Origin of the sequence: Flavobacterium praedii (assembly GCF_026810365.1) — a bacterium.
GTDB classification, from domain to species: domain Bacteria; phylum Bacteroidota; class Bacteroidia; order Flavobacteriales; family Flavobacteriaceae; genus Flavobacterium; species Flavobacterium praedii.
The window spans coordinates 1,565,955-1,590,153 of sequence record NZ_CP113948.1 but is presented as its reverse complement, the minus strand read 5'-3'; the positions used below and the strand labels follow the sequence as shown (position 1 = coordinate 1,590,153).

15 protein-coding genes are annotated in these 24,199 nt (G+C 34.0%); 6 read left to right on the top strand and 9 right to left on the bottom strand.

Translation table 11 applies throughout. The features are described from left to right. Nucleotides 1-109: 109 nt before the first annotated feature. The 3 genes from OYT91_RS06720 (at nucleotide 110) to OYT91_RS06710 (ending at nucleotide 4,829) form a co-directional block, all read left to right on the top strand. Nucleotides 110-1,399, top strand: coding sequence for an anthranilate synthase component I family protein (locus OYT91_RS06720; RefSeq protein ID WP_281240025.1), 1,290 nt, complete (start codon nucleotides 110-112; stop codon nucleotides 1,397-1,399). Nucleotides 1,400-1,484: 85 nt separating this feature from the next. After that, the gene (gene tilS / locus OYT91_RS06715) at nucleotides 1,485-2,795 is read left to right on the top strand and encodes a tRNA lysidine(34) synthetase TilS (protein WP_281240024.1); all 1,311 of its coding nucleotides are present in this window, start codon (nucleotides 1,485-1,487) and stop codon (nucleotides 2,793-2,795) included. 9 nt (nucleotides 2,796-2,804) lie between these two features. Next, nucleotides 2,805-4,829 (top strand): protein-disulfide reductase DsbD family protein, encoded by a 2,025-nt coding sequence (locus OYT91_RS06710; protein WP_281240023.1) that lies wholly within the window; start codon nucleotides 2,805-2,807, stop codon nucleotides 4,827-4,829. A gap of 55 nt (nucleotides 4,830-4,884) precedes the next feature. Here the strand turns inward: OYT91_RS06710 and OYT91_RS06705 are convergent, their stop codons facing one another. The 8 genes from OYT91_RS06705 to OYT91_RS06670 all read right to left on the bottom strand — a co-directional run bounded on the left by OYT91_RS06705 (nucleotide 4,885) and on the right by OYT91_RS06670 (nucleotide 18,533). Then, complete coding sequence (locus OYT91_RS06705) at nucleotides 4,885-7,782, bottom strand: aminotransferase class III-fold pyridoxal phosphate-dependent enzyme (protein WP_281240022.1); 2,898 nt, start codon at nucleotides 7,780-7,782, stop codon at nucleotides 4,885-4,887. 235 nt (nucleotides 7,783-8,017) lie between these two features. Beyond that, nucleotides 8,018-9,343, bottom strand: a complete 1,326-nt coding sequence (locus OYT91_RS06700; protein WP_269222526.1) for an ammonium transporter — start codon at nucleotides 9,341-9,343, stop codon at nucleotides 8,018-8,020. A gap of 533 nt (nucleotides 9,344-9,876) precedes the next feature. Further along, nucleotides 9,877-11,193, bottom strand: coding sequence for an ammonium transporter (locus OYT91_RS06695; protein ID WP_281240021.1), 1,317 nt, complete (start codon nucleotides 11,191-11,193; stop codon nucleotides 9,877-9,879). Between the two features lie 360 nt (nucleotides 11,194-11,553). Further along, a complete protein-coding gene (locus tag OYT91_RS06690; RefSeq protein ID WP_281240020.1) occupies nucleotides 11,554-12,624 on the bottom strand; it encodes an aminotransferase class I/II-fold pyridoxal phosphate-dependent enzyme in 1,071 nt (356 codons plus the stop codon). 5 nt (nucleotides 12,625-12,629) lie between these two features. Further along, nucleotides 12,630-13,640: a dipeptide epimerase gene (locus tag OYT91_RS06685; RefSeq protein ID WP_281240019.1), complete on the bottom strand. Its 1,011-nt coding sequence runs from the start codon at nucleotides 13,638-13,640 to the stop codon at nucleotides 12,630-12,632. Nucleotides 13,641-13,829: 189 nt separating this feature from the next. Beyond that, nucleotides 13,830-14,207, bottom strand: a complete 378-nt coding sequence (locus OYT91_RS06680; protein ID WP_269222530.1) for a PH domain-containing protein — start codon at nucleotides 14,205-14,207, stop codon at nucleotides 13,830-13,832. An 8-nt stretch (nucleotides 14,208-14,215) separates the two neighbouring features. Continuing rightward, a complete protein-coding gene (locus OYT91_RS06675) occupies nucleotides 14,216-15,523 on the bottom strand; it encodes an amidohydrolase family protein (protein ID WP_281240018.1) in 1,308 nt (435 codons plus the stop codon). Between the two features lie 13 nt (nucleotides 15,524-15,536). Then, on the bottom strand, nucleotides 15,537-18,533 hold the full coding sequence (locus OYT91_RS06670) for an amidohydrolase family protein (protein WP_281240017.1): 2,997 nt from the start codon (nucleotides 18,531-18,533) through the stop codon (nucleotides 15,537-15,539). 482 nt (nucleotides 18,534-19,015) lie between these two features. Here OYT91_RS06670 and OYT91_RS06665 point away from each other — a divergent pair, with 482 nt between their 5' ends. From OYT91_RS06665 to OYT91_RS06655, 3 genes are all read left to right on the top strand, one after another. After that, nucleotides 19,016-20,551 carry a YifB family Mg chelatase-like AAA ATPase gene (locus OYT91_RS06665; protein ID WP_281240016.1) on the top strand — a complete coding sequence of 512 codons (1,536 nt, stop codon included), beginning with the start codon at nucleotides 19,016-19,018 and terminating at the stop codon, nucleotides 20,549-20,551. Nucleotides 20,552-20,650: 99 nt separating this feature from the next. Then, nucleotides 20,651-21,259, top strand: a complete 609-nt coding sequence (locus OYT91_RS06660) for an REP-associated tyrosine transposase (protein ID WP_281240015.1) — start codon at nucleotides 20,651-20,653, stop codon at nucleotides 21,257-21,259. A 402-nt stretch (nucleotides 21,260-21,661) separates the two neighbouring features. Next, nucleotides 21,662-22,378 (top strand): pseudouridine synthase, encoded by a 717-nt coding sequence (locus OYT91_RS06655; protein WP_281240014.1) that lies wholly within the window; start codon nucleotides 21,662-21,664, stop codon nucleotides 22,376-22,378. A gap of 259 nt (nucleotides 22,379-22,637) precedes the next feature. Here OYT91_RS06655 and OYT91_RS06650 read toward each other — a convergent pair whose 3' ends face one another. Continuing rightward, the gene (locus tag OYT91_RS06650) at nucleotides 22,638-24,026 is read right to left on the bottom strand and encodes a hypothetical protein (RefSeq protein WP_281240013.1); all 1,389 of its coding nucleotides are present in this window, start codon (nucleotides 24,024-24,026) and stop codon (nucleotides 22,638-22,640) included. Nucleotides 24,027-24,199: the final 173 nt, after the last annotated feature.

The window sequence follows — 24,199 nt, the reverse complement described above, 5'->3', positions numbered from 1 at the left end:
TGATTACTCTTTTTTTATATTTATTCAACAGAGCAATAGTTTTATGAAACTTCTTGTTGAGAAGCGACTTTTTTTATTGTAATTTTGAAGTCCATAAATAGTTTATTTTTTGAGAACCTCCATATACAAATTTATTGAGCAACCCTTGCAGTTTAAGCAACAACTTATAGCTTGGGCACAACAGTTTCGTGAAATAACTTTCTTGGATAGTAATTCATTTTCAGACGAATATTCAAGTTATGATTACGTATTAGCTGTCGATGCATTTACTTCAATAAAAACCGATTACCACAGTGCTTTTGAAGATTTAAAACAATACCAACAAACCACTAAAGATTGGTTGTTTGGTTATTTGTCGTATGATTTGAAAAATGATGTGGAGCATTTGCAATCCAATAATTATGATGGTTTAGATTTTTCGGATTTATTCTTTTTCCAGCCTAAAAAACTTTTTTTATGCAAAGGAAATCAACTGGAAATTAAATATCTCAACATGTGTGATGATGAAGTTGAAGCTGATTTTAATGACATTGTCAAAAGGGAAATATCAAAAGGTGAAAGCAAAGGTAAATTAACTATTAACCAGCGTATTTCAAAAGAGAATTATATTAAAAAAGTTGATAAATTACTGGATCATGTTCATCAGGGGGATTTGTATGAAGCCAATTTTTGTATGGAGTTTTATGCCGAAAATGCATGTATTAATCCTTTAGATAAATTCATTAAACTGAATGCTATTTCTAAAGCTCCGTTTGCTGTTTTTTTTAAAAATAATATGCAATATTTACTTTCAGCTTCTCCAGAAAGGTATTTGAAAAAAGAAAGAGAAAACTTAATTTCTCAGCCAATAAAAGGAACAGCCAAACGATTTTTGGATCCACTGGAAGACGAAAAATCTAAAAATGATCTGGCTTCAGATCCAAAAGAGCGTGCCGAAAATATTATGATCACCGACTTGGTTCGTAATGATTTATCGCATACAGCTCAAAAAGCAACGGTAAAGGTAAAAGAGCTTTGTGGAATTTATTCTTTCTTACAAGTGCATCAAATGATTTCTACGATTACTTCAAAAATGGATCCACAATATACCGCTATTGATGCTTTGAAAACTACATTTCCGATGGGAAGTATGACTGGAGCTCCTAAATATGCCACTATGAAAATTATCGAAGGGCTAGAGGAAACCAAACGCGGATTGTACTCCGGTGCTGTCGGATATTTTGCACCCAACGGCGATTTTGATTTCAATGTAGTAATTCGAAGTATTTTGTATAATAAAGAAAATCAATACGTTTCATTTTCAGTTGGAAGTGCAATAACTTCATTGTCGGTTCCAGAAAAAGAATATGAAGAATGTCTGCTTAAAGCCAAAGCAATGCTGGAAGTTTTGCAAGAATAGAGCGGTTTTATTTCAAGGTATTTTGATTTTTGTTTTCAAGCTTAGTCCGATTTTAAATCTTAATAATAATGAGTATTTTTGATAAATGAAAAATGCACTTCAAAATCATATCGATACAGAAATTCCTTTTTTGAAACAAAAAAAACTATTACTAGCAGTAAGTGGAGGGTTAGATAGTATGGTATTGTTGCATCTGTTTAAGGAACTAAAATACGAAATTGCAATAGCACATTGTAATTTTCAGCTTCGAGGTATTGAAAGTTTTGGAGATCAAAAATTTATTCAAGATTATGCTGAGGTACATTCGATTCCTATTTATGTAACTCAATTTGATACCATTGCTTTTGCCAAAGATTATAAATTATCGACTCAAGTTGCTGCTCGAGAATTGCGCTACAATTGGTTTTATGAGTTGATGGATACGGAGAATTATGATTATGTCCTGACAGCACATCATGCCGATGATAATCTGGAAACTTTCTTGATTAACCTTACGAGAGGAACTGGATTGGAGGGATTAACCGGTATTCCTGAGCAAAATGACAAAATTATTCGGCCCTTATTATATTTTTCTCGAAACGAAATTGACAATTATGCCAAAGAGCAGACTATTTCTTGGAGAGAAGATAGTAGTAATGCATCGGATAAATATTTAAGAAATAAAATAAGGCATCATTTAATTCCTGTACTGAAAGAATTGAATCCCAGTTTTATAACTTCCTTTTTGAAAACCGAAAGTTATCTGCAAGAATCATTGGTAATGGTTGAAGATGCTGCAATTATGGTCTATCAGCAAGTGGCAAAAGAAGATGGAGATCTAATCTATTTTGATTTGGTTAAATTGTTGCAATTACCAAATTATAAATCGTATTTGTATCAATGGTTGAAAGAATTTGGTTTTACTGCATGGGACGATATTTATGATTTGGTTAAAAGCCAATCGGGAAAACAGATTTTCACCAATGGTTTTCGATTACTCAAAGATAGAGATTCGTTGGTTTTGGTACCAATTGAAGATTCGGAAATAGAGGAGGATTTTTATATTGATGAATGCCAAAATGAAGTTAAGATTCCCTTAAATATCACGTTTTGTAAAGTATCTGACATTTCGGTTGCTACAAATAAAACTATCTTTGTCGACGCTGATCAATTGGTTTTTCCGTTGAAGATACGCAAGTGGAAAAATGGTGATATTTTTATTCCTTTTGGAATGGACGGAAAGTCAAAAAAAGTCAGTAAACTTTTTAAAGACGAAAAATTATCCCTTCTTGAAAAAGAAAATGTTTGGATTTTGTGTTCTAATAATCAAATTGTTTGGGTAATTGGAATACGAGCTGATAACCGTTTTAGAATTGCAGATTCAACTAAAAATATATTAAAAATAGAATTAATTTAGATTTATATAATGAAGAAACTACTATTTATACTTCTTGCTTTTTTTGCTTTCGCCAAAGGAAATGCACAGCTTTTAGATCCTGTAAAATGGAAAACTAAAGTTGAAAAGATATCAGAAACTAATTACATTTTAACTTTTAATGGAGTTATTGAAAAAGAATGGCATTTGTATTCTCAATTTACTCCTGATGGGGGACCGCTGCCATTAGAAATTGTTTTTAAGGATCAAAAAGGAAATTTTGATTTAGTTGGCAAAGCCAAAGAAAGTAAAACAACTACTGCTTTTAATGATATTTTTGGGGTTAATGAAACGTTCTTTCATGATAAAGCCCAAATTCAACAAGAAATAACGCTTGTAAACCCAAAGATTACTGCTATCCAAGTTGTGTTGAATTATCAGGTTTGTAAAGAGGTTTGCATCAATCTGGAAAAGAAGTTTACGTTCAAAATACCTGTTGAAAAAGCGATTTCTGCTATAACACCAGTTTCTACTTCAGTAAAATTGGATTCAGCCAAAGTAGATACTTCAAAAACTGTTGCAGTTGTAAAAGCAGAAACAGCAACTACGGTCGAAAAAAAGGAAGTAGAAATACCAAAACACAATTCGAAAAGAGGATTGTGGTCGATTTTCTTTATTGCTTTTTTCTCTGGTTTTGCGGCTTTATTGACTCCTTGTGTTTTTCCTATGATTCCAATGACTGTAAGTTTTTTTACCAAACAAAGCAAAACTAGAGCGGCAGGAATTAAAAACGCCATCATTTATGGGGTTTCCATCATATTGATTTATGTGTTATTGGGATTTTTAGTGACTTGGATTTTTGGGGCTGACGCTTTAAATGCTTTGTCAACCAACGTTTGGTTTAATATAATTTTCTTTGTTTTACTAGTGTTTTTTGCAACTTCATTTCTGGGAGCTTTCGAAATTATGTTGCCTCATTCTTGGGCAAACAAAGTAGATAGTCAAGCAGATAGAGGAGGAATTATTGGAATATTGTTCATGGCTTTAGCCTTGGCTATTGTGTCATTTTCATGTACCGGGCCAATAGTTGGTACTTTATTGGTAGAAGCGGCTTCCAAAGGTGGAATTGCTCCTATAATTGGTATGCTTGGTTTTTCATTAGCTTTGGCTTTGCCATTTATGTTGTTTGCAATGTTTCCTGGATGGTTAAACTCATTGCCAAAATCGGGTGGATGGTTAAATACAGTCAAAGTGGTTTTGGGATTTCTGGAATTGGCTTTGGCCTTTAAATTTTTATCGAATGCCGATTTGGTATTGCAATTGCATTTATTGGAAAGAGAAGTGTTCTTGGTGATTTGGATTGCTATTTTTGGAACATTAGCCTTTTATTTATTCGGAAAAATTACATTACCACATGATAGTCCTTTAAGTCATATTTCGGTTGGGAGATTGTCTTTGGGTTTGATTGTTCTTTCTTTTACGATTTATTTAATTCCTGGTCTTTGGGGTGCACCACTTAAATTAATTAGTGCATTTCCACCTCCAATGGAATATAGTGAAAGTCCGCTGGGTGTTGGTAGTGTAAATGTAGCCAGTACATCAACAACTATTTTGCCTGAGGGAGCCAAATTGGGTCCGCATCAAATTGTTGTGTTTGATGATTATGACAAAGGATTGGCTTATGCCAAAACAGTAAATAAACCCATTATGCTCGATTTTACTGGACATGCCTGTGTAAATTGCCGAAAAATGGAAAACAATGTTTGGTCGGATGCAAGTATTCTGCCTATATTGAATAATGAAGTAGTACTTATTTCTTTATATGTAGATGATAAAAGGCCATTACCAAAATCGGAACAATTTATTTCAAAATCAACAGGTTCAGAAATTGAAACAATTGGAGATAAATGGACTGATTTTATGATCACAAAATACAATACCAACACGCAGCCATTGTATGTTTTGACTGATTTACAGGGAAACTCTTTAAATACTAAACAGCCTACTATAAGTTATGTTTCAGTTGAAGAATATCTTAGTTGGTTAAAAACAGGAATAGCCAATTTTAAAAAATAAGTAAAAAACCCAATCCTTTAAAAGATTGGGTTTTTTTGTATCGAACGTAAGTGTTTTAATTTTCCATTTTTGTCAAAATCATTCGTAAGGATTCGACCAGAAAAGTTGCATTTTCTTTGGTAAAACACATGGGCGGTTTTATTTTAAGAATATTGTAATAATCTCCTGTTGGGTAAATTATAATTCCATTTTGTTTCATCGCTTCCGACACCCATAATGCTTTTTGACTATCTGGAGTTCTTGATTTTTTGTCTTTGACCAAATCTACTCCCAAATACATAGCGTGTCCGTAAACAGCACCTACAGTTTCGAATTCATCAATTAGTTTTTCTAATTCTTGTTTTAAGAATTGGCCTACTTCTGCAGCATTTTGTTGTAATTTTTCATTTTCGATAACATCCAAAACTGTATTCGCAATTTGGCAAGAAACTGGATTACCCGCAAAGGTGTTGAAATACGTATATTTTTCTTTATAGGCATCAGCAATTTTTCGAGTTGTAATAACCGCCGAAATAGGATGTCCATTCCCCATGGGTTTTCCTAGAGTAACTATGTCTGGCAAAACTTCTTCTTTTTGAAAACCCCAAAAATGACTTCCCATTCTCCCAAAACCAATTTGTACTTCATCTGCTATGCATACGCCACCCGCTTGATGAACAGATTCGTATACTTTTTTTAAATACCCTTTTGGCATTTCTACTCCGCCGCCAGAACCCAATAAAGATTCGGATATAAAAGCGGCAACACCACGTCCTTGAGAATGAATAAAGGCTATTTTTTCATCAACATCTTCCGCATAAAGTTCAGCTACATTAGGAGTGTCAGCTTTGTATTTTCCTCTAAATGTATTGGGTTGTAGTAGCGGATGTGTAAAGGGTCGTATGCTTTTGGAAGCAGTGGGATTATCCATCAAGCAGGTACTTATTTCATCTACAGCAGTTGTGTTTCCGTGGTACTCGCCATCAATAACCAGTATGTCATTTTGATTGGTGTATGCTCTTGCTAATCGTAAAGCGAGATCGTTGGCCTCGCTTCCAGTACAAGTATAGAAAATCACTTGTAAAGATTCTGGGAAATGATGTAATAAACGTTCAGCATAATTGATGTTGTCTTCATACAAAAAGCGGGCATTGGTATTCAGTTTTTGAAGTTGCTTGGTGGCTGCTTCTACTATTTTTGGATGAGAATGTCCAATATGTGCCACATTATTTATAGCATCCAAATAGACTTGACCATCATCTGCAATGAGGTATTGCTGCCAACCACGCACAAGATTCATCGGTTTTTGATAATAGTATTCCTGAGCTTGTTGAATAATTTTGCTTCTGCGTGTTTCTAATGTTTGGTTGTTTATAACATCTTTTTTAGATTTTAATTGTAGAAAGACAGCAGGATCAGGACATAAAATTTCCCAACCCATTCTTTCGCTAGGCAGACAATAGATTGGCGCATTGCCAGATGCGTCTATTTGTATAAAAACATGAGGAGGAAATGGTGAATCTGTTTTCTCGGATGTTATTATTCCTAAAATTTCGCCTTTTTTTAAATTAGTGCCGATTTCTAAATTGGAGGTAATTCCAGAAATATAAATGTAAAAATCACTGGCTTTAAAAATCAGTTTTTCGGTGGTTTGTTTTATAAAAGTACAGTCTGTTGGTGCATAAATTATAGTCTCAATTGGTGCAAAAGCATATATTCCTAAAGCAATAGTTTCGGTTTCTTTTATACTATTTGCATAAGGTTTTATAATTGTAGAGTATGCTGCAGTAATTCCGAAACCATTTTCCAGCTTGGATTTGATGTTTTCTTTACAAGTTTCAGGATTTGTCCATGCTCCATTATTATAGATATCGGAAGATGGACTAATGTCAATTGTTTTAAAGTTTATGGCTTCTTTAAAAAGAGAAGTTATTTTTTTGGTTTCAAAATAAGCATCAAATTTTTTCATTACATCACTTTCAAAATTGCAGGCTTTTAAAAAAAGAGCAGTTGCAAAATCATTTTTTGCTAAAGAAAGTTGCTGAAACATTTCGCGATCGGCTATTGCTTGTTTTTTAACATATTCATTATCGGGTTCCATGGATAATTGTCTGGCTGATGCACTTACAATGGTTGCAGACCGCAATTGAATTAAAGGATATAACAGTTGGACTTCTTCTTTTGTAATCGGAAAGACATCGTGATACGCTTTTATTACTTCGTAGGCATCGGCAAATGGGGTTGGACTTCCCGTCATAGCTGATTCTAAAACTAAAACGGCTAATTCTCCGATTGTCCAGGAAAGACAAACATCACCAAAATCAATAATCCCTTGTATTTGACTTCCTGAATTATCGAGTAAAAGGTTGTAACGGGTTAAATCGGCATGGATGATGCTTCTGCGGACTTTACTAATTTCTGGAATTTTGCTTTTCCAATTTTCCATGATAGACAATATTGTACTTTTTGTTTTTTTATCGTCAACAAAAGTGACCCAATTTTCTAATAATGAAGCCGATTGTTGTAAATCCCATTGCAAAGGTCTTTCGGCAGCTTCATGTGAAAAAGTAGCTAGTTGATTTGAAATTTGTCCAACAAAAGTTCCAATATTTTGTAATAGTTTTTGAGACCGATAAGGAACCGTAGATAACATTGTGCCTTCTAAAAAATTTAAAACTCTCCACCAATGTGATTGGATAAAAAGCATCTGTTTTTCATCTTTAGAATTAATTATTTGGGGAATTGTATTTCCTTGTAAATGATTTAATGATTGATTTTGAAGATCCAACCATAGTTCTGGCGTTTCTATATTGGCAATTTTAAGTACATATTTACGGCCATCTTTTGATTTTACTAAAAAGTTTTGGTCCAAATAACTGTCAAGTGGTTTTAAAAGACCGGTTATTCCCCAGTGTTTTTCTAATACCAATAAAGCGTCCTTAGGTGTGAATGCAGGGCATGTGGAGATATTCATGTGAAATTAATTTATAAAATGGCTTAATGTAAATTTTTTATAAATTAAGTAAAAATATGTATATTTTACAAGCTAAATATAAAATATTGTAATATTGTTAATATTGGTATGTATGATAATTAATAGGGTAGGTGAATTGAAAATTAAAAAATTTTAATCTAAGACTAAATAAAAAAAAACACTCTAAAATAAATTCTAGAGTGTTTTTGAAAAATGGTTTGGTTAGTGGTTTTTTTTAAAGGAATTCTCCGTGTTGAGAGATGTCTAATCCTAATTCTTCTTTTTCTTCGGTAACTCGTAACGGAGTGATTTTATTTACAATGAAGAATAATGCATATGATACTGTGAAAGCAAATATAGAAACTATAACTAATGCTTTCAATTGGATTAAAAATAATGTAGCATCACCAAAAATTAAACCTTGGTTATCACCTACAATTGGGTTTATGGCTTTTGATGCAAATACACCAGTTAAAAGCATACCTACCATACCTCCAACTCCATGACAAGCAAATACGTCTAAGGCATCATCAATTTTGCCTTTAGGGAATTTACTCACTACAAAGTTACTTATGATACTGGCGATAATACCAATGGCTATTGCGTGAGGAATACTTACGAATCCTGCTGCAGGGGTAATGGCAACCAAACCTACTACTGCTCCGATGGAAGCTCCCATTGCAGAAAGTTTATGTCCAAGGATTTTATCCATAAATACCCATGCCATGGCAGCGGCAGCTGCAGCAACAGTTGTGGTTCCTAATGCTTGAGCAGCAAGACTACTTGCACCTACAGCAGATCCAGCGTTGAAACCAAACCATCCGAACCATAATAAACCAGTTCCTAATAAAACATAAGTGATACGAGCAGGGTTTGTTTTTTGTACTTTTCTTTTTCCTAAGAAGATAGCTCCAGCTAAAGCAGCCCAACCAGCACTCATGTGAACCACGGTACCTCCAGCAAAATCTAATACTCCCCATCCGAAGAATAATCCATCAGGATGCCAAGTCATATGACATAATGGAGCGTACACAAATAAAATGAACAATACCATGAATAATAAGTAAGCCCAGAAACGAACTCGTTCAGCAAATGCTCCAGTTATTAATGCAGGAGTAATGATTGCAAATTTTGCTTGAAATAGTGCAAATAAAATGAATGGAATTGTTGGTGCTAGTTCCCAAGCGGTATTTGCACTAACACCTTGAAAGAAAATGTTCGAAGTTGGGTCTCCAATAATACCTCCAATAGAAGGTCCGAAGCACAATCCAAATCCGATTATAACCCATAATACAGTTACTATAACCATTGCCATAAAGCTTTGTAACATGGTACTAATTACATTCTTTTTGCCAACCATCCCTCCGTAAAAGAATCCTAATCCTGGAGTCATTAATAATACAAGAGCTGAGGCAACTATCATCCAAGCAGTGTCTCCTGTGTCTAATTTTAATTCGACAACATGAGCGCCTAATGTTGGAGATTCTACAAAGAAATGAATTGAGAAAATTGATAATACCAGAATGGTGATTAGTATCACACCTAAAATAATTTTTCGCATAGTTTTTGGTTTTAATTTTTTTATAAAAGTATTAAATGTATTGACACATGCAAAAAAAATAGGGTGTGATGGCGTATTTTTATGAATTTATAATTATATACCCATGAATTTTGAGGGGTAAATATTTTTTGAATGATAAATATAGAATGTGTTAATGAATAGTTAAGTATTTTTTGATAGTTTATTCTTAAATAAGCAAGTATTGGTTGGGATTATCGACTTTTTGGGTAATTGAACGGTAAAAATGTTAATGTTAACTTAATTTTTATTCAGTATTGCATTTTGTATGAAGCTTACTTTATGTTTTTGTGTTTCAAATATTTTAGTTATAATTGAATACTATAAGGGAAATCTTTAGACTAAATGATATGAAATATTGTTTTTAATATCTATCATATCTTTTGAATGATGAAATTGATATTATATTCAATATGTTGTTTTTTTTGTGGAATTGTAGTTAGGAGTATTGCTGGTAAAAAAAAACACCCTAAAATGATTTTTAGAGTGCTTAGAATTATTAAAATTTAATAGTATTATAGGTATTCGCCATGTTGACTGATATCGAGTCCTAATTCTTCTCTTTCTTCAGAAACTCTTAAAGGAGTTATTTTATTAACAATAAAGAAAAGGAAGTAAGACATTGTAAATGCAAATATTGAAACCCCTACTAATGCAATCATTTGGTTGGTGAATAACTTTGTTTCTCCAAAAGCCAAACCTTGATCTACTACTGCTGGATTTATATTTTTTGAAGCAAAGACGCCTGTTAATACCATTCCTACCATTCCTCCAACGCCATGGCAGGCAAAAACATCTAAAGCATCGTCAATTTTGCCTTTTGGAAATTTACTTACCATAATGTTACTAATTAAACTACCTAACACGCCTATTGTTATTGCATGTGGCATGCTAACATATCCTGCAGCTGGAGTAATAGTTACTAAACCTACTACAGCACCTATACAAGCTCCCATTGCTGAAAGTTTGTGGCCCATTATTTTATCAATAAATACCCATGCCATTGAGGCGGCTGCGGCTGCTACTGTTGTTGTGCCTAATGCTTGAGCAGCAAGACCATTAGCTCCCATAGCTGAACCTGCATTAAAACCAAACCATCCAAACCAAAGTAATCCTGTGCCTAATAGCACATAAGTGATACGCGCCGGATTTGCTTTGGGAACTTTGCGTTTTCCAAGAAACATTGCGCCTGCTAATGCTGCCCATCCTGCACTCATATGTACTACCGTTCCACCGGCAAAATCAAGTACACCAAGGTTGAATAATATTCCGTCTGGATGCCAAGTCATATGTGCAAGTGGAGCATATACAAATAATATGAATAAAACCATAAATAGCATGTAAGCCCAAAAACGAATGCGTTCTGCAAAAGCACCTGTTACTATTGCGGGTGTAATTATTGCAAACTTAACTTGAAATAAAGCAAATAATAAAAATGGAATTGTAGGGGCAAGTTTCCAGGAAGTTCCAATTCCTACCCCTTGAAATAGTATGTAAGGTAATGGGTTACCGATTATGCCTCCTATTGATGGGCCAAAGGATAATCCAAATGCAATAAGGACCCATAATACGGTTACAATAACCATTGCCATAAAACTTTGGAGCATTGTACTAATAACATTTTTTTTTCCAACCATTCCACCGTAAAAGAACCCAAGTCCTGGTGTCATTAATAACACTAAGGCTGAGGCTACAAGCATCCATGCAATGTCACCGGTGTTGAATTTTGCAACTTCGGATGGGTTTATTGTGTTGTTGGTCAGGAAAAAATTAGAGAAATAGGTTAATACCAAAATTGTGACTAGAATCACAGTTAAAACTATTTTTCGCATTGTTTTAAAAATTAATTTTTTTTGCAAAAATAAAAAATCATTCATAAGCGGTAGTTAAAATGGGTGTTGGTTTTTAATTTTTATGATATTTTCATTTAGACCCCATTAAATTAGGGGTCATTTGTTTAAATTCGTATTTAAATCGAAAAATGTATAATTTTATGTAATTATACAAGCTTATTTGTATCAGATTTTCTTTTTAAAAGAGTGTAATTGTTTCAAAATATATGGATATGTTATAAATCAAATAAGAATGTTGTTTAATGTTAAAAATGCATTTTAAGTTTAATGTGTTTGAAGTGCATAATTCTTTGCAGTTATACTTTTAAGTATACACTTTGAAAAATGCTGATTCATAAATTACAACACAAATCGGATATCGCCTTCAAAATCTGAAGATAATTTTGTTGCAATATTCAATTGCTGAATCATTTTATCTAAGTCTTCTTTTGTATGATGGGCGGAGATAACAATTCGGCTTAATTTTCCCGAGGAAGTGGGATAGGGGAAACAGGTTGGTATTATATTATTTTCTAATACTAATTGTAAAACTTCTTCATTGTCAAAATAGATTACTGGATATTCTTTTGAAAAAGTAAAAGCTGGATTTGGTATTAAATTTTCAGCAACATGCTTTATATTTTGCTTTAAAAGTTGTCTTTGCAATTGGTAGATTTCTTGTGCGTTTACAAAAGTTTCTAGAAATGCTGGATTCATTCCTGAAGCGCCAATACAATTTTGTAGTTTTTTTATTCCATTTATAAAATCCAAATCACCTGAGATATATCCGCCTGATAACCCTAAGGCTTTACCAAAGGATGCAATGGCTATTTTTTGGATAATGTTTGGTAACTCGTATTGCTTCAAAATACCTTGGCCCTCATTACCCATTATTCCAATACTATGAGATTCGTCTAGTAGTAACGTTATTTTTTTTTCATTTGGAATTTTATTTATAATACTTAAATCAATAGGAGTGACCTCTAATGAAGGAATCGCATCGGCAACTATTCCTATTTTTAAAACAGTACTGTCAAAAAGAAATGGATTTAATTTTCCATTTAGAAGTAACGGCAAAGAAGAAGGATGTATTAAAGCAGGATGAGTACCGGGGAAGTGAAAAATTAAATCAGTGGTGTGTTGTAATTGTTCTAATGCCAGTTTTCCAGCCAACATCCCAGATGAAACGGTAACAGTAGCTTCCGTACGCATCAATTTGCACAGTAGATCTTCGGCGGTTTTATAAATTTCTAATTGAATATTTGCTGATCTCGAACTTCCATAACTTGTTCCCCATTTTTTCAAACTTTTCCAAAGTATTGATTGGAATTCTGGTAGGGTAGTAACTCCTAAATAATTGGTACCACCAAAATATAGATATTCTTTTTCATCCTTATAAAACACTCTATTTGGAATCTCGTTTACATCCATGTTATTTAATTTAGTGTAACTCCAATTCCATTAGAATCTGCATAATGTATAATTCCATCAGTAATTGTTACTCCGGAGGCAATATCTTCTGATAATAACAAAGCGCCATCCATATCTACAAAATCCAATTGTGGCAATAAATGGGCAATTGCCGAAATTCCAACCGAGGATTCTGTCATACATCCCACCATAGTTTTCATACCCAAGAGTTTGGCTTCGGCAATCATTCTTCTGGCTGGTGTAAGCCCACCACATTTCACCAATTTTATATTCACACCGTGAAAATGATGATGACATTTGGCAACGTCTTCCTCTATGATACAACTCTCGTCGGCAATAATTGGCAAGACAGAATGTTTAAAGACTTCTTTGTGGGCCGCCCACTGATCTGCTTTTATGGGTTGTTCCAAAAACTCGACCCCTAGCTTTTTTAATGCAACAGCATTGTTAATCGTTTCTGTAACCGTCCAACCGCAATTGGCATCTATTCGAAAACGAGCATCAGTATGTTTGCGTAATTCTGTTACAATAGCAATATCGTCTTTGGTACCTAATTTAATTTTATAAATGGGCCATGGCATCTCTTTGAGTTTCATGACCATTTTGTCTATTTTGTCTATCCCAATAGTGTAATCGGTTTTTGGGTTGTGCGATGGAGAATTTCCCCAAAGTTCGTATAGTTTCTTGCCCTTTTTCTTGGCATACAAATCGTTGTAAGCCATATCCAAAGCACATAAAGCAAACATGTCGTTTTTTAATAATGCCGAAGCGCTATCCCAGAATTCCTCAGGAGTTTCATCATTATGTGATTCAATAAACGGAATGATCGCTTCTAAATTGGCTCTCATAGAATCCACAGTAATGTTATAATATGGATTTGAAGTAGCCTCACCAAAACCAGAATATCCGTCGCTTTGTAATTCAACGATTAAAGTGGGTTGAATATCATGTGATTCTCTAGAAATTGTAAAGGTGTGTTTTAATTTTAGCTTAAAAGTTCGAATAATGATTTTCATAAGAGTGGGTTTTAAGATTTTTTTAATAGAAAATAGAGAAAAGAATATAGAATAAAGAGAAGAAAAAAGATTCAATAGTTAGAGTACTAAAATTAAATTCTGTATTCTAAAATCAACGTCTTACAATCTGTTTTCTTTTCTCTATCTTCTTTTCTCTAATAATTAAAATCAGTAATTGAAAAGCTACGATTATTTCAAAATATGCTGGCTCAGGATTTGATATACTTCGTTGATGTTATTTCCGCCTTTGCCAAATTGTTTGGAAATTGGAGCATCTTCACCAGTTAACCAAATCTTTAATTCAGCATCCATGTCAAGTATTCCCGCGCTTTCTTTAGAGAATTTTTTAATGGATGAATACGGAATCGAGAGGTAATCAACTTTGCTTCCTACTAATTGTTTTTCGACCAAAATCAATCTTTTATTGGTAAAAACAAACATGTCTTTTATTACTTTATACCCTTTCTCAATAGTTTCTCCTTCAATTAGTAAAGGTTCAAATTCTTTTGAAAGATTCTCGTTGTTTACTTCAGAAGCATTACCTAAAATTGCATTAAATAGTCCCATAATCGGTGTTATTTTTGATTGTATTTTTGTTTAAACTTAGTATTCAATTGACTTTGATGTGTCTCCAAACTGATTCCTCTTCCTTGAATAAAAGCTTGAGTCAATTTATTTGTTCTCATATCCAATGCGTCTCCTTCTGAAATAAATAAAGTCGCATCTTTACCTATTTCCAAAGTTCCGCATAAATTGTCAATTCCTAAAATTTTTGCGGTATTATAAGTTATCAATTGTAAGGCTATTTCTTTGTCCAAACCATAAGCAGCACAAGTCCCTGCCAAAAACGGTAAATTACGGGTATTCATTCTTTCATGACTTCCACTGTTTTCCAAACCAACCAGAATTCCTTTATCCGTCAATAGTTTTGCCATTTTAAAGGGTAAATCTACATCTTGATCGTCACTTAAAGGCATATCGTGAACACGTCTTAATAATACTCCAATATTATTTTTTTGAAGAATATCGGTAGTTTTATAGGCATCATATCCACCCACAATAACTATTTTTGAAATTCCATTTGATAGGGCTACTTGGATTCCGTCTCTAATTTGCTTTTCTTCATCGGCATGAATAAATAAGGTTTGAGTTCCATCAAACAATCCTTTTGTGGCTTCTAAAATGAGGTTTCTTTCTTTAGCTGTATCTAAATTATAGGCTTTAGCATTCGATAAAAAAGAATTAATTTCCTCAATTTGTGTTTTATAATCTTTGTTTGGTTCCTTTGTTCCAGGTTCAAACCAACTTCCACTTCTTTTGAAACTAGAAGGGAAATCCAAATGGATACCATCATTTTCTTTTAAAAGTGCATCTTTCCAACTCCATGCATCCAATTGAACAATAGATGATGTTCCTGATATACGACCACCTCGAGGTGTAATTTGAGCAATCAAAACCCCGTTCGGACGAACTGTTTCAATTACTTTAGATTCAGAATTGTATGCAATAATACTGCGAACATGAGGATTGAATAAGCCAATTTCGTCTTCATCATCCGATGATTTTACGGCATCTATTTCTACCAATCCTAGAGTGGAATTTGGTGCAATAAAACCGGGATAAACATGCTTTCCACTAGCGTCAATTGTAGTGTCGTAAGCGCCACTAGCCAAACGAATCGTGGTGGCATCCGCAACAAGTATTAGTTTACCGTCTTTAAATCCGATAGCACTATTCTCTATAATTTTTCCGTTGCCTAAATGGGCCGTTGCATTGCGTATTAAAATTGATTTGCTTTGTTTTGGAGCCGTAATTTGTTGTGCTTTTGTCGCTATGGATAAAAGTAAAACCAAAAGAACGATTGCTATATTTTTGTGTTTCATTTTCTGTTTATTTTTATTGTTCTAAAGTATCACATTCATATTCCTTTTTTTCTTTCTTTTTAGGCTCTTGTGTGATCATTCCTTTGTTTTTCTCCAACAATAATTGAGCAATTATTTCATTTCGTTCATTTGCAATTGCAATTCTTTGCGCTTCATCTCTTTGCAAATCATAATAGACTACACCTTCAATAATTGTTTTTTCTGCTTTGGCATATATAGACAACGGATTGTTATTCCACAACACAATATCGGCATCTTTGCCAACTTTTATACTTCCAATTTTATCATCCAAATGCAATAATTTGGCTGGATTCAAAGTGACAAATTTCCAAGCTTCTTCTTCAGAAATGTTTCCGTATTTTACAGCTTTACCAGCTTCTTGGTTCAAACGTCTTGACATTTCGGCATCATCAGAGTTGTAGGCAACCACTAAACCTTGATTGTGTAATATTGGTCCATTATAAGGAATGGCATCATTAACTTCAAATTTATAAGCCCACCAATCCGAAAATGTCGAAGCGCCTACACCATGTTCTTTCATTTTATCAGCTACTTTATAACCTTCTAATATATGGGTAAAAGTGTTTATTCTAAAATTGAATTTCTCAGCTACTTCCATCATCATGAGTATTTCTGATTGCACATAAGAATGACAAGTGATGAATCGCTCTTTGTTTAAAATTTCTACCAAAGTTTGCATTTCTAAGTCCACTCTTGGGGCTTTGGTTTTGTCTTTTTTAGCATTCGAATTGTAGTTTTTCCAAGTAGTTTCATATTCCTTAGCTCTTTGAAAATAATCCGTAAATACTTGTTCTACACCCATTCTGGTTTGAGGAAAACGGGTTGGATTGTCTGTACCCCAATTGGCTTGTTTTACATTTTCACCCAAAGCAAATTTGATAAATTTTGGCTGATCCTTGTATAGCATTTCATCGGCTGTAAGTCCCCATTTCCATTTTACTATTGCCGAACGGCCACCGATTGGATTTGCAGAACCATGTAATAATTGTGATGTAGTAACTCCACCTGCTAGATCTCTATAAATATCGATGTCTTCAGAATCAACAACATCCATAATAGTTACTTCTGCAGAACTGTTTTGTCCCGATTCATTCACACCACCAGAAATGGCAATATGAGAGTGTTCATCAATTATCCCTGAAGTCAAGTGTTTGCCTTTGGCATCTACAACTGTAGCGGAACCATCCGATAGTTTTTTGCCTATTGATGCAATTTTACCATTTTTGACAAGCACATCTGTTTCTTCAAGTATGCCTTCTTTTTCGTTGGTCCAAACCGTAGCATTTTTAAACAATAATGTCTGTTGGGTTAATTTTTTTTGATTTCCAAAAGCGATATTTGGATAAGAAATCGGAATGATTCGATTTAGTTTTTCAGCTTTTGTAGAATCTTTTTTGATTTCAAACGGGGAAGTTTTTGTAGCAGTCCATTTGGATTCATTTCCATTAGCCAATATCGCTTTTCCAGAAAGCACATTTGTGTTTTCTACAAAACCATTTAGACGAATGAAATTTGGATTAATAGTGTCTTTTGATTTCACCAAAGCTGTAATCCAGTTGTTTTCTAGAGTAAGACTCGACTTTACTTTTTGATCCTCTTTTGTAGTGATTTCTGATTTTGGAGCCGATATTTCGCCTTCTATTTTCAATTTGTAAGTGTCATCTGCAATTACTAAATCATAACTCCCGCGAATGTCATTTGGTACAATTTCGTTAACTACAAATTTTGTTCCCTGAACCCAATTTTCGTGAACAATAGTTTTTTCATCAAACAATTCTCCCGAAGTGATAATGAAATTGGCTTGACTTCCATTTTTTAAACTTCCAATTTCATCACTTTTCCCCAGTAATGAAGCTGGAATAGTTGTTAATGATTCGAGAGCTTTTGTTTTGTCAAAACCAAATTTAATTGCTTTTAATAAGTTAGGTCTAAAATCTTCTGTCTTTTTTAATTTATCAGTGGTCAAAGCAAAAATTATACCGTTGTCTGATAAAACTTTTAGGTTGCTTGGCGCTTGATTCCAATATCTTAAATCTTTCAAATCCATTTGATTGGCTAAGTACGGATTGGAAACATCATACGCTTCTGGGAAATTAATAGGGATAATGAATTTTGAATCGGTTTTCTTGATTTCATCAATTCTTTCAAACTCATTACCAGCTCCTTTTATGATGTAGTTGACACCAAATTCTTTTCCGATTTTGGATGCACGAAGGCTGTTAAGTTTGTCTCCTGCATCAAAAATCTGAATGAGTTTTTGATTCTCAATCAAAGCTTCCAGAGACAAATCTTTGGTAGTTGAATTTCCATTTTTGTACCAATTCATATCCAAATACATCTGACGAAGCAATGCCATACTTCCCATTAAAGAAGTTGGATACGCTTGGTTTGTCAAAGCACTTTTTGAAAAAGACAGTTGATTGCTTATCTTATTTGAAACCACACGATTTGTACTTACGTTGTTGTTTAAAGCGAGTAAAGTTCCAGAACCTTGAGCAATTCCATCAGGAAAATGGGTGAGAACCATACCAAATCCGGCCTTTAATAAATCCTCTGCCTTTGCGGTATCATATTTGTATGATTCGTACGCATTAACTTCAGCTCTAATGCTTTCATTCCAATAAAAACCCACTCTTTTGGTGTTGTATAATGGTCCATCATCCGAATAGTTGTTTCTTTTTGGTTTCTCGATACCAAAATTTGTAAAAATGTCAATAAACGAAGGATAGATACTTTTTCCTTTTAAATCAATTACAGTACAGTTTTTTGGAATAGATATTGAGTTTCCAGTGCCAATTACTTTTCCATTCTGAATTAATAAAGTTCCTTTTTCAATAATTTGAGTTGGAGAAACGTAAATTTTGGCATTGGTAAAAGCGGTGTAATTGTTGTTTTTATTCTGAACACTTTCACTGTTAGGAAAGTAATCTTGAGCATGTATTTGGGGCAAAAATACACACAGAAATAATACTAATAGGGTTCTTCTCATTTTGGTTTTGTTTAGTTGGGCTAAATTATGATAATTAACTCATAACTGTTATAATATGTAGGTAAAAGTACCATTTTGTTACATTTAAATAATGATTTTGCAAATAAACCTGATTTTTTAATAACAAATTTAGATTGCTAAAAAAGTAATTTGGGCGTAACCCCATAAGCGCAAAAGGCCTCATTTGTATTGTGCTCATTCGGCCTTTTGCCCTTATGCGGTCGGGCTCTCCGCGTTACAAGGTAACTTGCTCCTATCCCTTACGCAAGTACACAAGAACTTTAGGGAGACTTTTATCCTATTTATGGTTTTTAGGAATTTTTAATAAAACGCAAAGCCCATGAGACTTCGGAGTGGGGTAAAAACTCAAATTGGATTAGAATTCGATTGATTTCTTACTTTTTTTTAATCAAGTAAGAAAATTGTTGGTATTTTTTGGTTTAAAGTAAAATAGTATTTACATTTAAACCAAACTATTTTATATGCTAATCAAAGTTTACGGAAGTGCAGTTTTTGGAGTGGAAGCAACAACTATTACTGTTGAAGTCAATATTGATAAAGGTGTAGGCTACCACTTGGTGGGTTTGCCGGATAATGCTATAAAAGAAAGCAGTTACCGAATTGCGGCTGCCTTAAAAAATAATGGTTACAATCTTCCGGTAAAAAAAATAACCATCAACATGGCTCCTGCCGATTTACGAAAGGAAGGTTCTGCTTATGATTTGACACTTGCCATAGGAATTCTTGCCGCATCGGGACAAATCAAATCCGATGAAGTCGATAAATACATCATCATGGGTGAACTTTCGCTCGATGGAAGTTTACAACCTATAAAAGGAGTACTTCCAATTGCCATTAAAGCCAAAGAAGAAGGTTTTAAAGGTTTTTTTCTGCCCAAACAGAACGTAAAAGAAGCTGCCATTGTCGCTGGTCTTGACGTTTATGGAGTGGAAAATGTATTGGAAGTCATTAATTTTTTTGAAGGAAAAGGAACAATTGAACCTACGGTTATTAATACACGGGATGAATTCTACAAAACCTTAGATTTTCCAGAATTTGACTTTTCTGAGGTTCGCGGACAAGAATCCATAAAACGTTGCATGGAAATAGCGGCCGCTGGTGGACATAATATCATATTAATTGGTCCGCCAGGTTCAGGAAAGACAATGATTGCCAAAAGATTGCCAAGTATTTTGCCTCCAATGACTTTGAGAGAAGCTTTGGAAACAACCAAAATACACAGTGTTGCCGGAAAAGTTAAGGATGTGGGATTAATGAACCAACGGCCGTTTCGTAGTCCGCATCATACCGCATCGAGTGTGGCGCTTGTAGGCGGGGGAAGCTATCCCCAACCTGGCGAAATTTCGTTGGCGCACAATGGAGTTTTGTTTTTGGATGAATTGCCCGAATTCAAACGAGAAGTGCTGGAAGTAATGCGGCAACCATTGGAAGATAGGGAAGTAACCATTTCGAGAGCAAAGTTTACAATAACGTATCCCTCTTCATTTATGTTGGTAGCGAGTATGAACCCGAGCCCAAGCGGATTTTTTAATGATCCAGATTCTCCTAATACTTCATCTCCTCATGAAATGACCCGCTATTTGAGTAAAATTTCTGGACCTTTGTTGGACAGAATTGATATTCATATTGAAGTAACGCCAGTACCTTTTGACAAATTAACCGAGAAAAGAAATGGGGAAAGTAGTGTAGAAATTAGAAAACGAGTTACAGCCGCCCGTGAGATTCAGTCTAAGAGATTCGAAGAAATGGAGCACATTCATTACAATGCACAAATGAATTCGAAACAAATACGAGTGCATTGCGAATTGGATGACGCTTCGTTACAACTGTTGAAAACTGCCATGGAAAGATTGAACCTTTCGGCCCGAGCTTTTGATAGAATCCTGAAAGTTGCTAGAACTATAGCCGATTTGGAGGGAGTAGAAGTGGTTGGTTCTGGGCATATTGCCGAAGCCATTCAATATCGAAGTTTGGATCGTGATGGTTGGTTGGGGTAGTTTTTAGTATTCAGTGTTCATTTTTATAGTAATGATCCACAAAGTCTCCGACTTTGAGGTAGTGATTTTCAGTCTCTGACTGACCTTAAAAAAAACAATATGAAAGATGATAAACAAGGATTCATAATTCGAGATCAATCCAAAGCCCATTTTATAACAGCAACGGTTGTGGATTGGGTTGATGTTTTTTCTAGAAAAACCTATAAAGATTGTATCATCGAAAGTCTTGATTTTTGTATAAAAAATAAAGGAATGATTTTGTATGGATTTGTAATTATGTCCAATCACATTCATTTAATCATTCAGTCAGAAAACAGTACGTTATCCGATTTGATACGGGATTTTAAGAAGTTTACGGCAAAGACCATTTTGAATAAAATAGAAACTGAGCCAGAAAGCAGGGCTGATTGGATGCTGAAACGTTTTGAATTTGCTTGTAAAAGTCATAGTCGAAATGAAAAACATCAGTTTTGGCAATATGGAAATCATCCAGAAGAAATTTTTTCAGAAAAGTTCTTTTGGTCGAAATTGGATTATATGCATTTGAATCCTGTTCGAGCAGGAATTGTTGCCAAAGCTTCTCATTATGTTTATTCCAGTGCTTCCAATTATGTGGAAGATAATGGAATTATAGCAATTACAAAAGTTGATAATCCAGTAATAGACGTTTTAAAATCACAATCGATTAGCACTATTTATAGTTGGTAACGAAGGTCGGAGACCTTTTATCACATCCGCAAAGTCGAAGACTATGCGGAGCGTAGGGGTAGAAGATTTTAGATTTCGGTTTGCAGATTTCAGATACCTGATCGCGGATTTACTTCGTCCGTTCGTTATCGCTCGGGTGCAATCCGTGTCCATTCCAATTATCATGAGCAATTTTTTTAATCATTTCTTTTTTTATTTTCTTACTTTGTTGATGTGCTGTGTGTGCACGGATTGTAAATCCGCAATCGGGTTATTTCGGTAGTTCACCTCGTTCGTATGGAGATCTGTGCTATTGTTCCGGTGAGATACCCGAGCGATCGAGTCTAAAATAGAAAAAGAAAAGTATAGAAATAAATACGTCAAAAAAGAGATTTCAAAAGAAATCTCTTTTATTTTTGCCAGATGTTAGAAATTCTTTACCAAGACGAATATATTATTGCAATTAATAAACCAAGTGGATTGTTGGTTCACAAATCATTTTATGCGCGCGATGCAAAAGTTTATGCTATTCAAGAACTGAGAAATCAAATAGGAGGGCGACATGTTTTTCCTATTCATCGGTTAGATCGCAAAACATCTGGTGTTTTGTTATTTGCATTAGATAAAGATGTTTTAAAAATCATGAATGATCGTTTTGCCACACGCGAAGTCGAAAAAAAATATTTAGCAATTTTACGTGGTTGGTCACCCGAAGAACTTACGATAGATTATGATTTAACCAATGATGATGACATTACACAAAATGCAATAACATATTTTCATCGTTTGCAAAGTACAGAAATTGAGTTAGAATTTAACAATAAACCAACGTCAAGATATTGTTTGGTAGAAGCGATTCCTGAAACTGGACGTATGCATCAATTACGAAAACATTTCAAACATATTTTTCATCCCATTTTAGGAAGTCGTCCACATGGTTGTAACAAACAAAATAAATTATGGTTGGAGAATTATGACCTGAAAGGAATGATGCTGCATGCACATCAGTTAATTTTTAATCATCCAATTACAAATGAGCAACTAATCTTGAATGCAAAGATTAATGAAGAGTTTAGTAGAGTTGGTTCTATTCTTAATCTAGATTTGAAAAAGTATCAAATCGCCAGGACTGAAGCCTGATTGTGCGGATTTACTTCGTCCGTTCGCTATCGCTCGGGTGCAATCCGTGCCCATTTCAATTATCAAGACCAATTTGTTTTAATCTTTCCTTTTCTCCTTTTCTCACTTTGTCGATGTACTGTGTGTGCACGGATTGCAAATCCGGGCTGTCGTTGTGATGTCATATCTGTGGGATCGGGGTTTGCCAAATCATCACAAATGCAAAACCAACTTTCCATTAAGCCAAATGCCCAAATCCGTTGTAGCTGTTAGTAGCAGTCTAAATTTTCACAAGTAAATCTCTTTCAATTTTAAGCTTATTATTAAACTGATACATAGATGATGGATGGAAAATATAACCTTCGTATCCAAGATATTTCATAACGAGACAATTAACACAAAATAGCAATCGTCCTACTGTAGTTGGCAAGTGATGTCGATCTGCGTTATCAGGAATACGTCCATGTAAAAAATCGTTTCTATTTTGGATTGCTGTAGTTTCCATTTCAGTTAAACTGCAATTGTAAAAGGTAAATGGCAGTAACAATTTTTGTTTGTTCGTAAGGGAATTTATTCTTTCAATATCACCGTTTATTTTTATAAACGCTTCTGCGCTTATTTCTGATTGAAATTTAGAAAGTGAAGTTTTTAATTCATCTCGTAACCGTTTTGCTATAGTCTTATCTTGAATTGGTTTACTTTTTTCCTCAATCAATGAAGAAATTATATTTGAAATGGTTTCTAATGCGACAGAGTACAAAGAGGCTTGGACATAATAAGGTTCGCTGTGCGCTTGACAAAGAATTAGTACTGTTCTTTTAAAAACAATGTCTGATATGATTTTTTCTGTTAGTGATTTTAAAATTGAACTGTTTGTAAAAGTATCAACATTACCAGTAATATGCCTTAAAAAATGAACGTCAGGAATAACGGAGAAACCGTCACTTAACTCATCAAAAAATCTCTTTATTCCGAGTATTCTGTTATCTTGAAAATCTTGTGTTTCACTACCAAGAAAGTACACTGAATTGCCAAGAAATTTACCATCTAAATATAAGATTGCTAAAATTAACTCATCGATAATTGATGTGAAATCTTCATAATTTGAGGAGTCATTTGTCTCTACTATAAAATAGTTTCTATCCGTTATTTCACTATGATAGGAAAATAAATCAATTGATAAATTGTTGATTTCTAAACTTAATAATCCCGAACCGTATATAGCTTCATCGATTTTTAGACTTTTTACATCACTAAATAATTTACTGAGTATATGTTTTTCTTTAGTCAGAATTACGGCACGAAAACATTTAGGTTGATCGTAGTCTTTTTTTTCAAATTTCAAATCTTTAATATATCCACTTACCGAAGTATATCCAGTTAAACTAACAGAAATATTAACATCTCGACAGTCTTTTATTTTAAAGGAAAGTTTGTTTTGGGAATCATTGAAAAATATAGTTTCGTTATCTCTATCAATTAGATCTTTTGCATCCTCAGAAGATGTCAATATCATTTTAGATATTTCAAAATGAAATCCTTCGTGATTATGATGGGTTTTAGTTATAGCTTTATTAATAGCAACGTTATCAAAATCGACCTCATAGTATCTATCATTAAAAAGATTTTCTATTACTTCAACTGTTCGTGATACGTTTTTGTCTTTCATTAATAGTTCATTTTGTGGTAGATTGCCGGTAACTTCAGTCTGTGAAAAAACTAAAATCAGCCTATTTGGAATCTCATATTTGAGATTTTTATTTGGTAGCCCTGCTAATACTTTCTAAATATAAGGAGGTTTTTTCACAGTCTCACGTTCTCGCGCTACACGCGGTTTGGGGC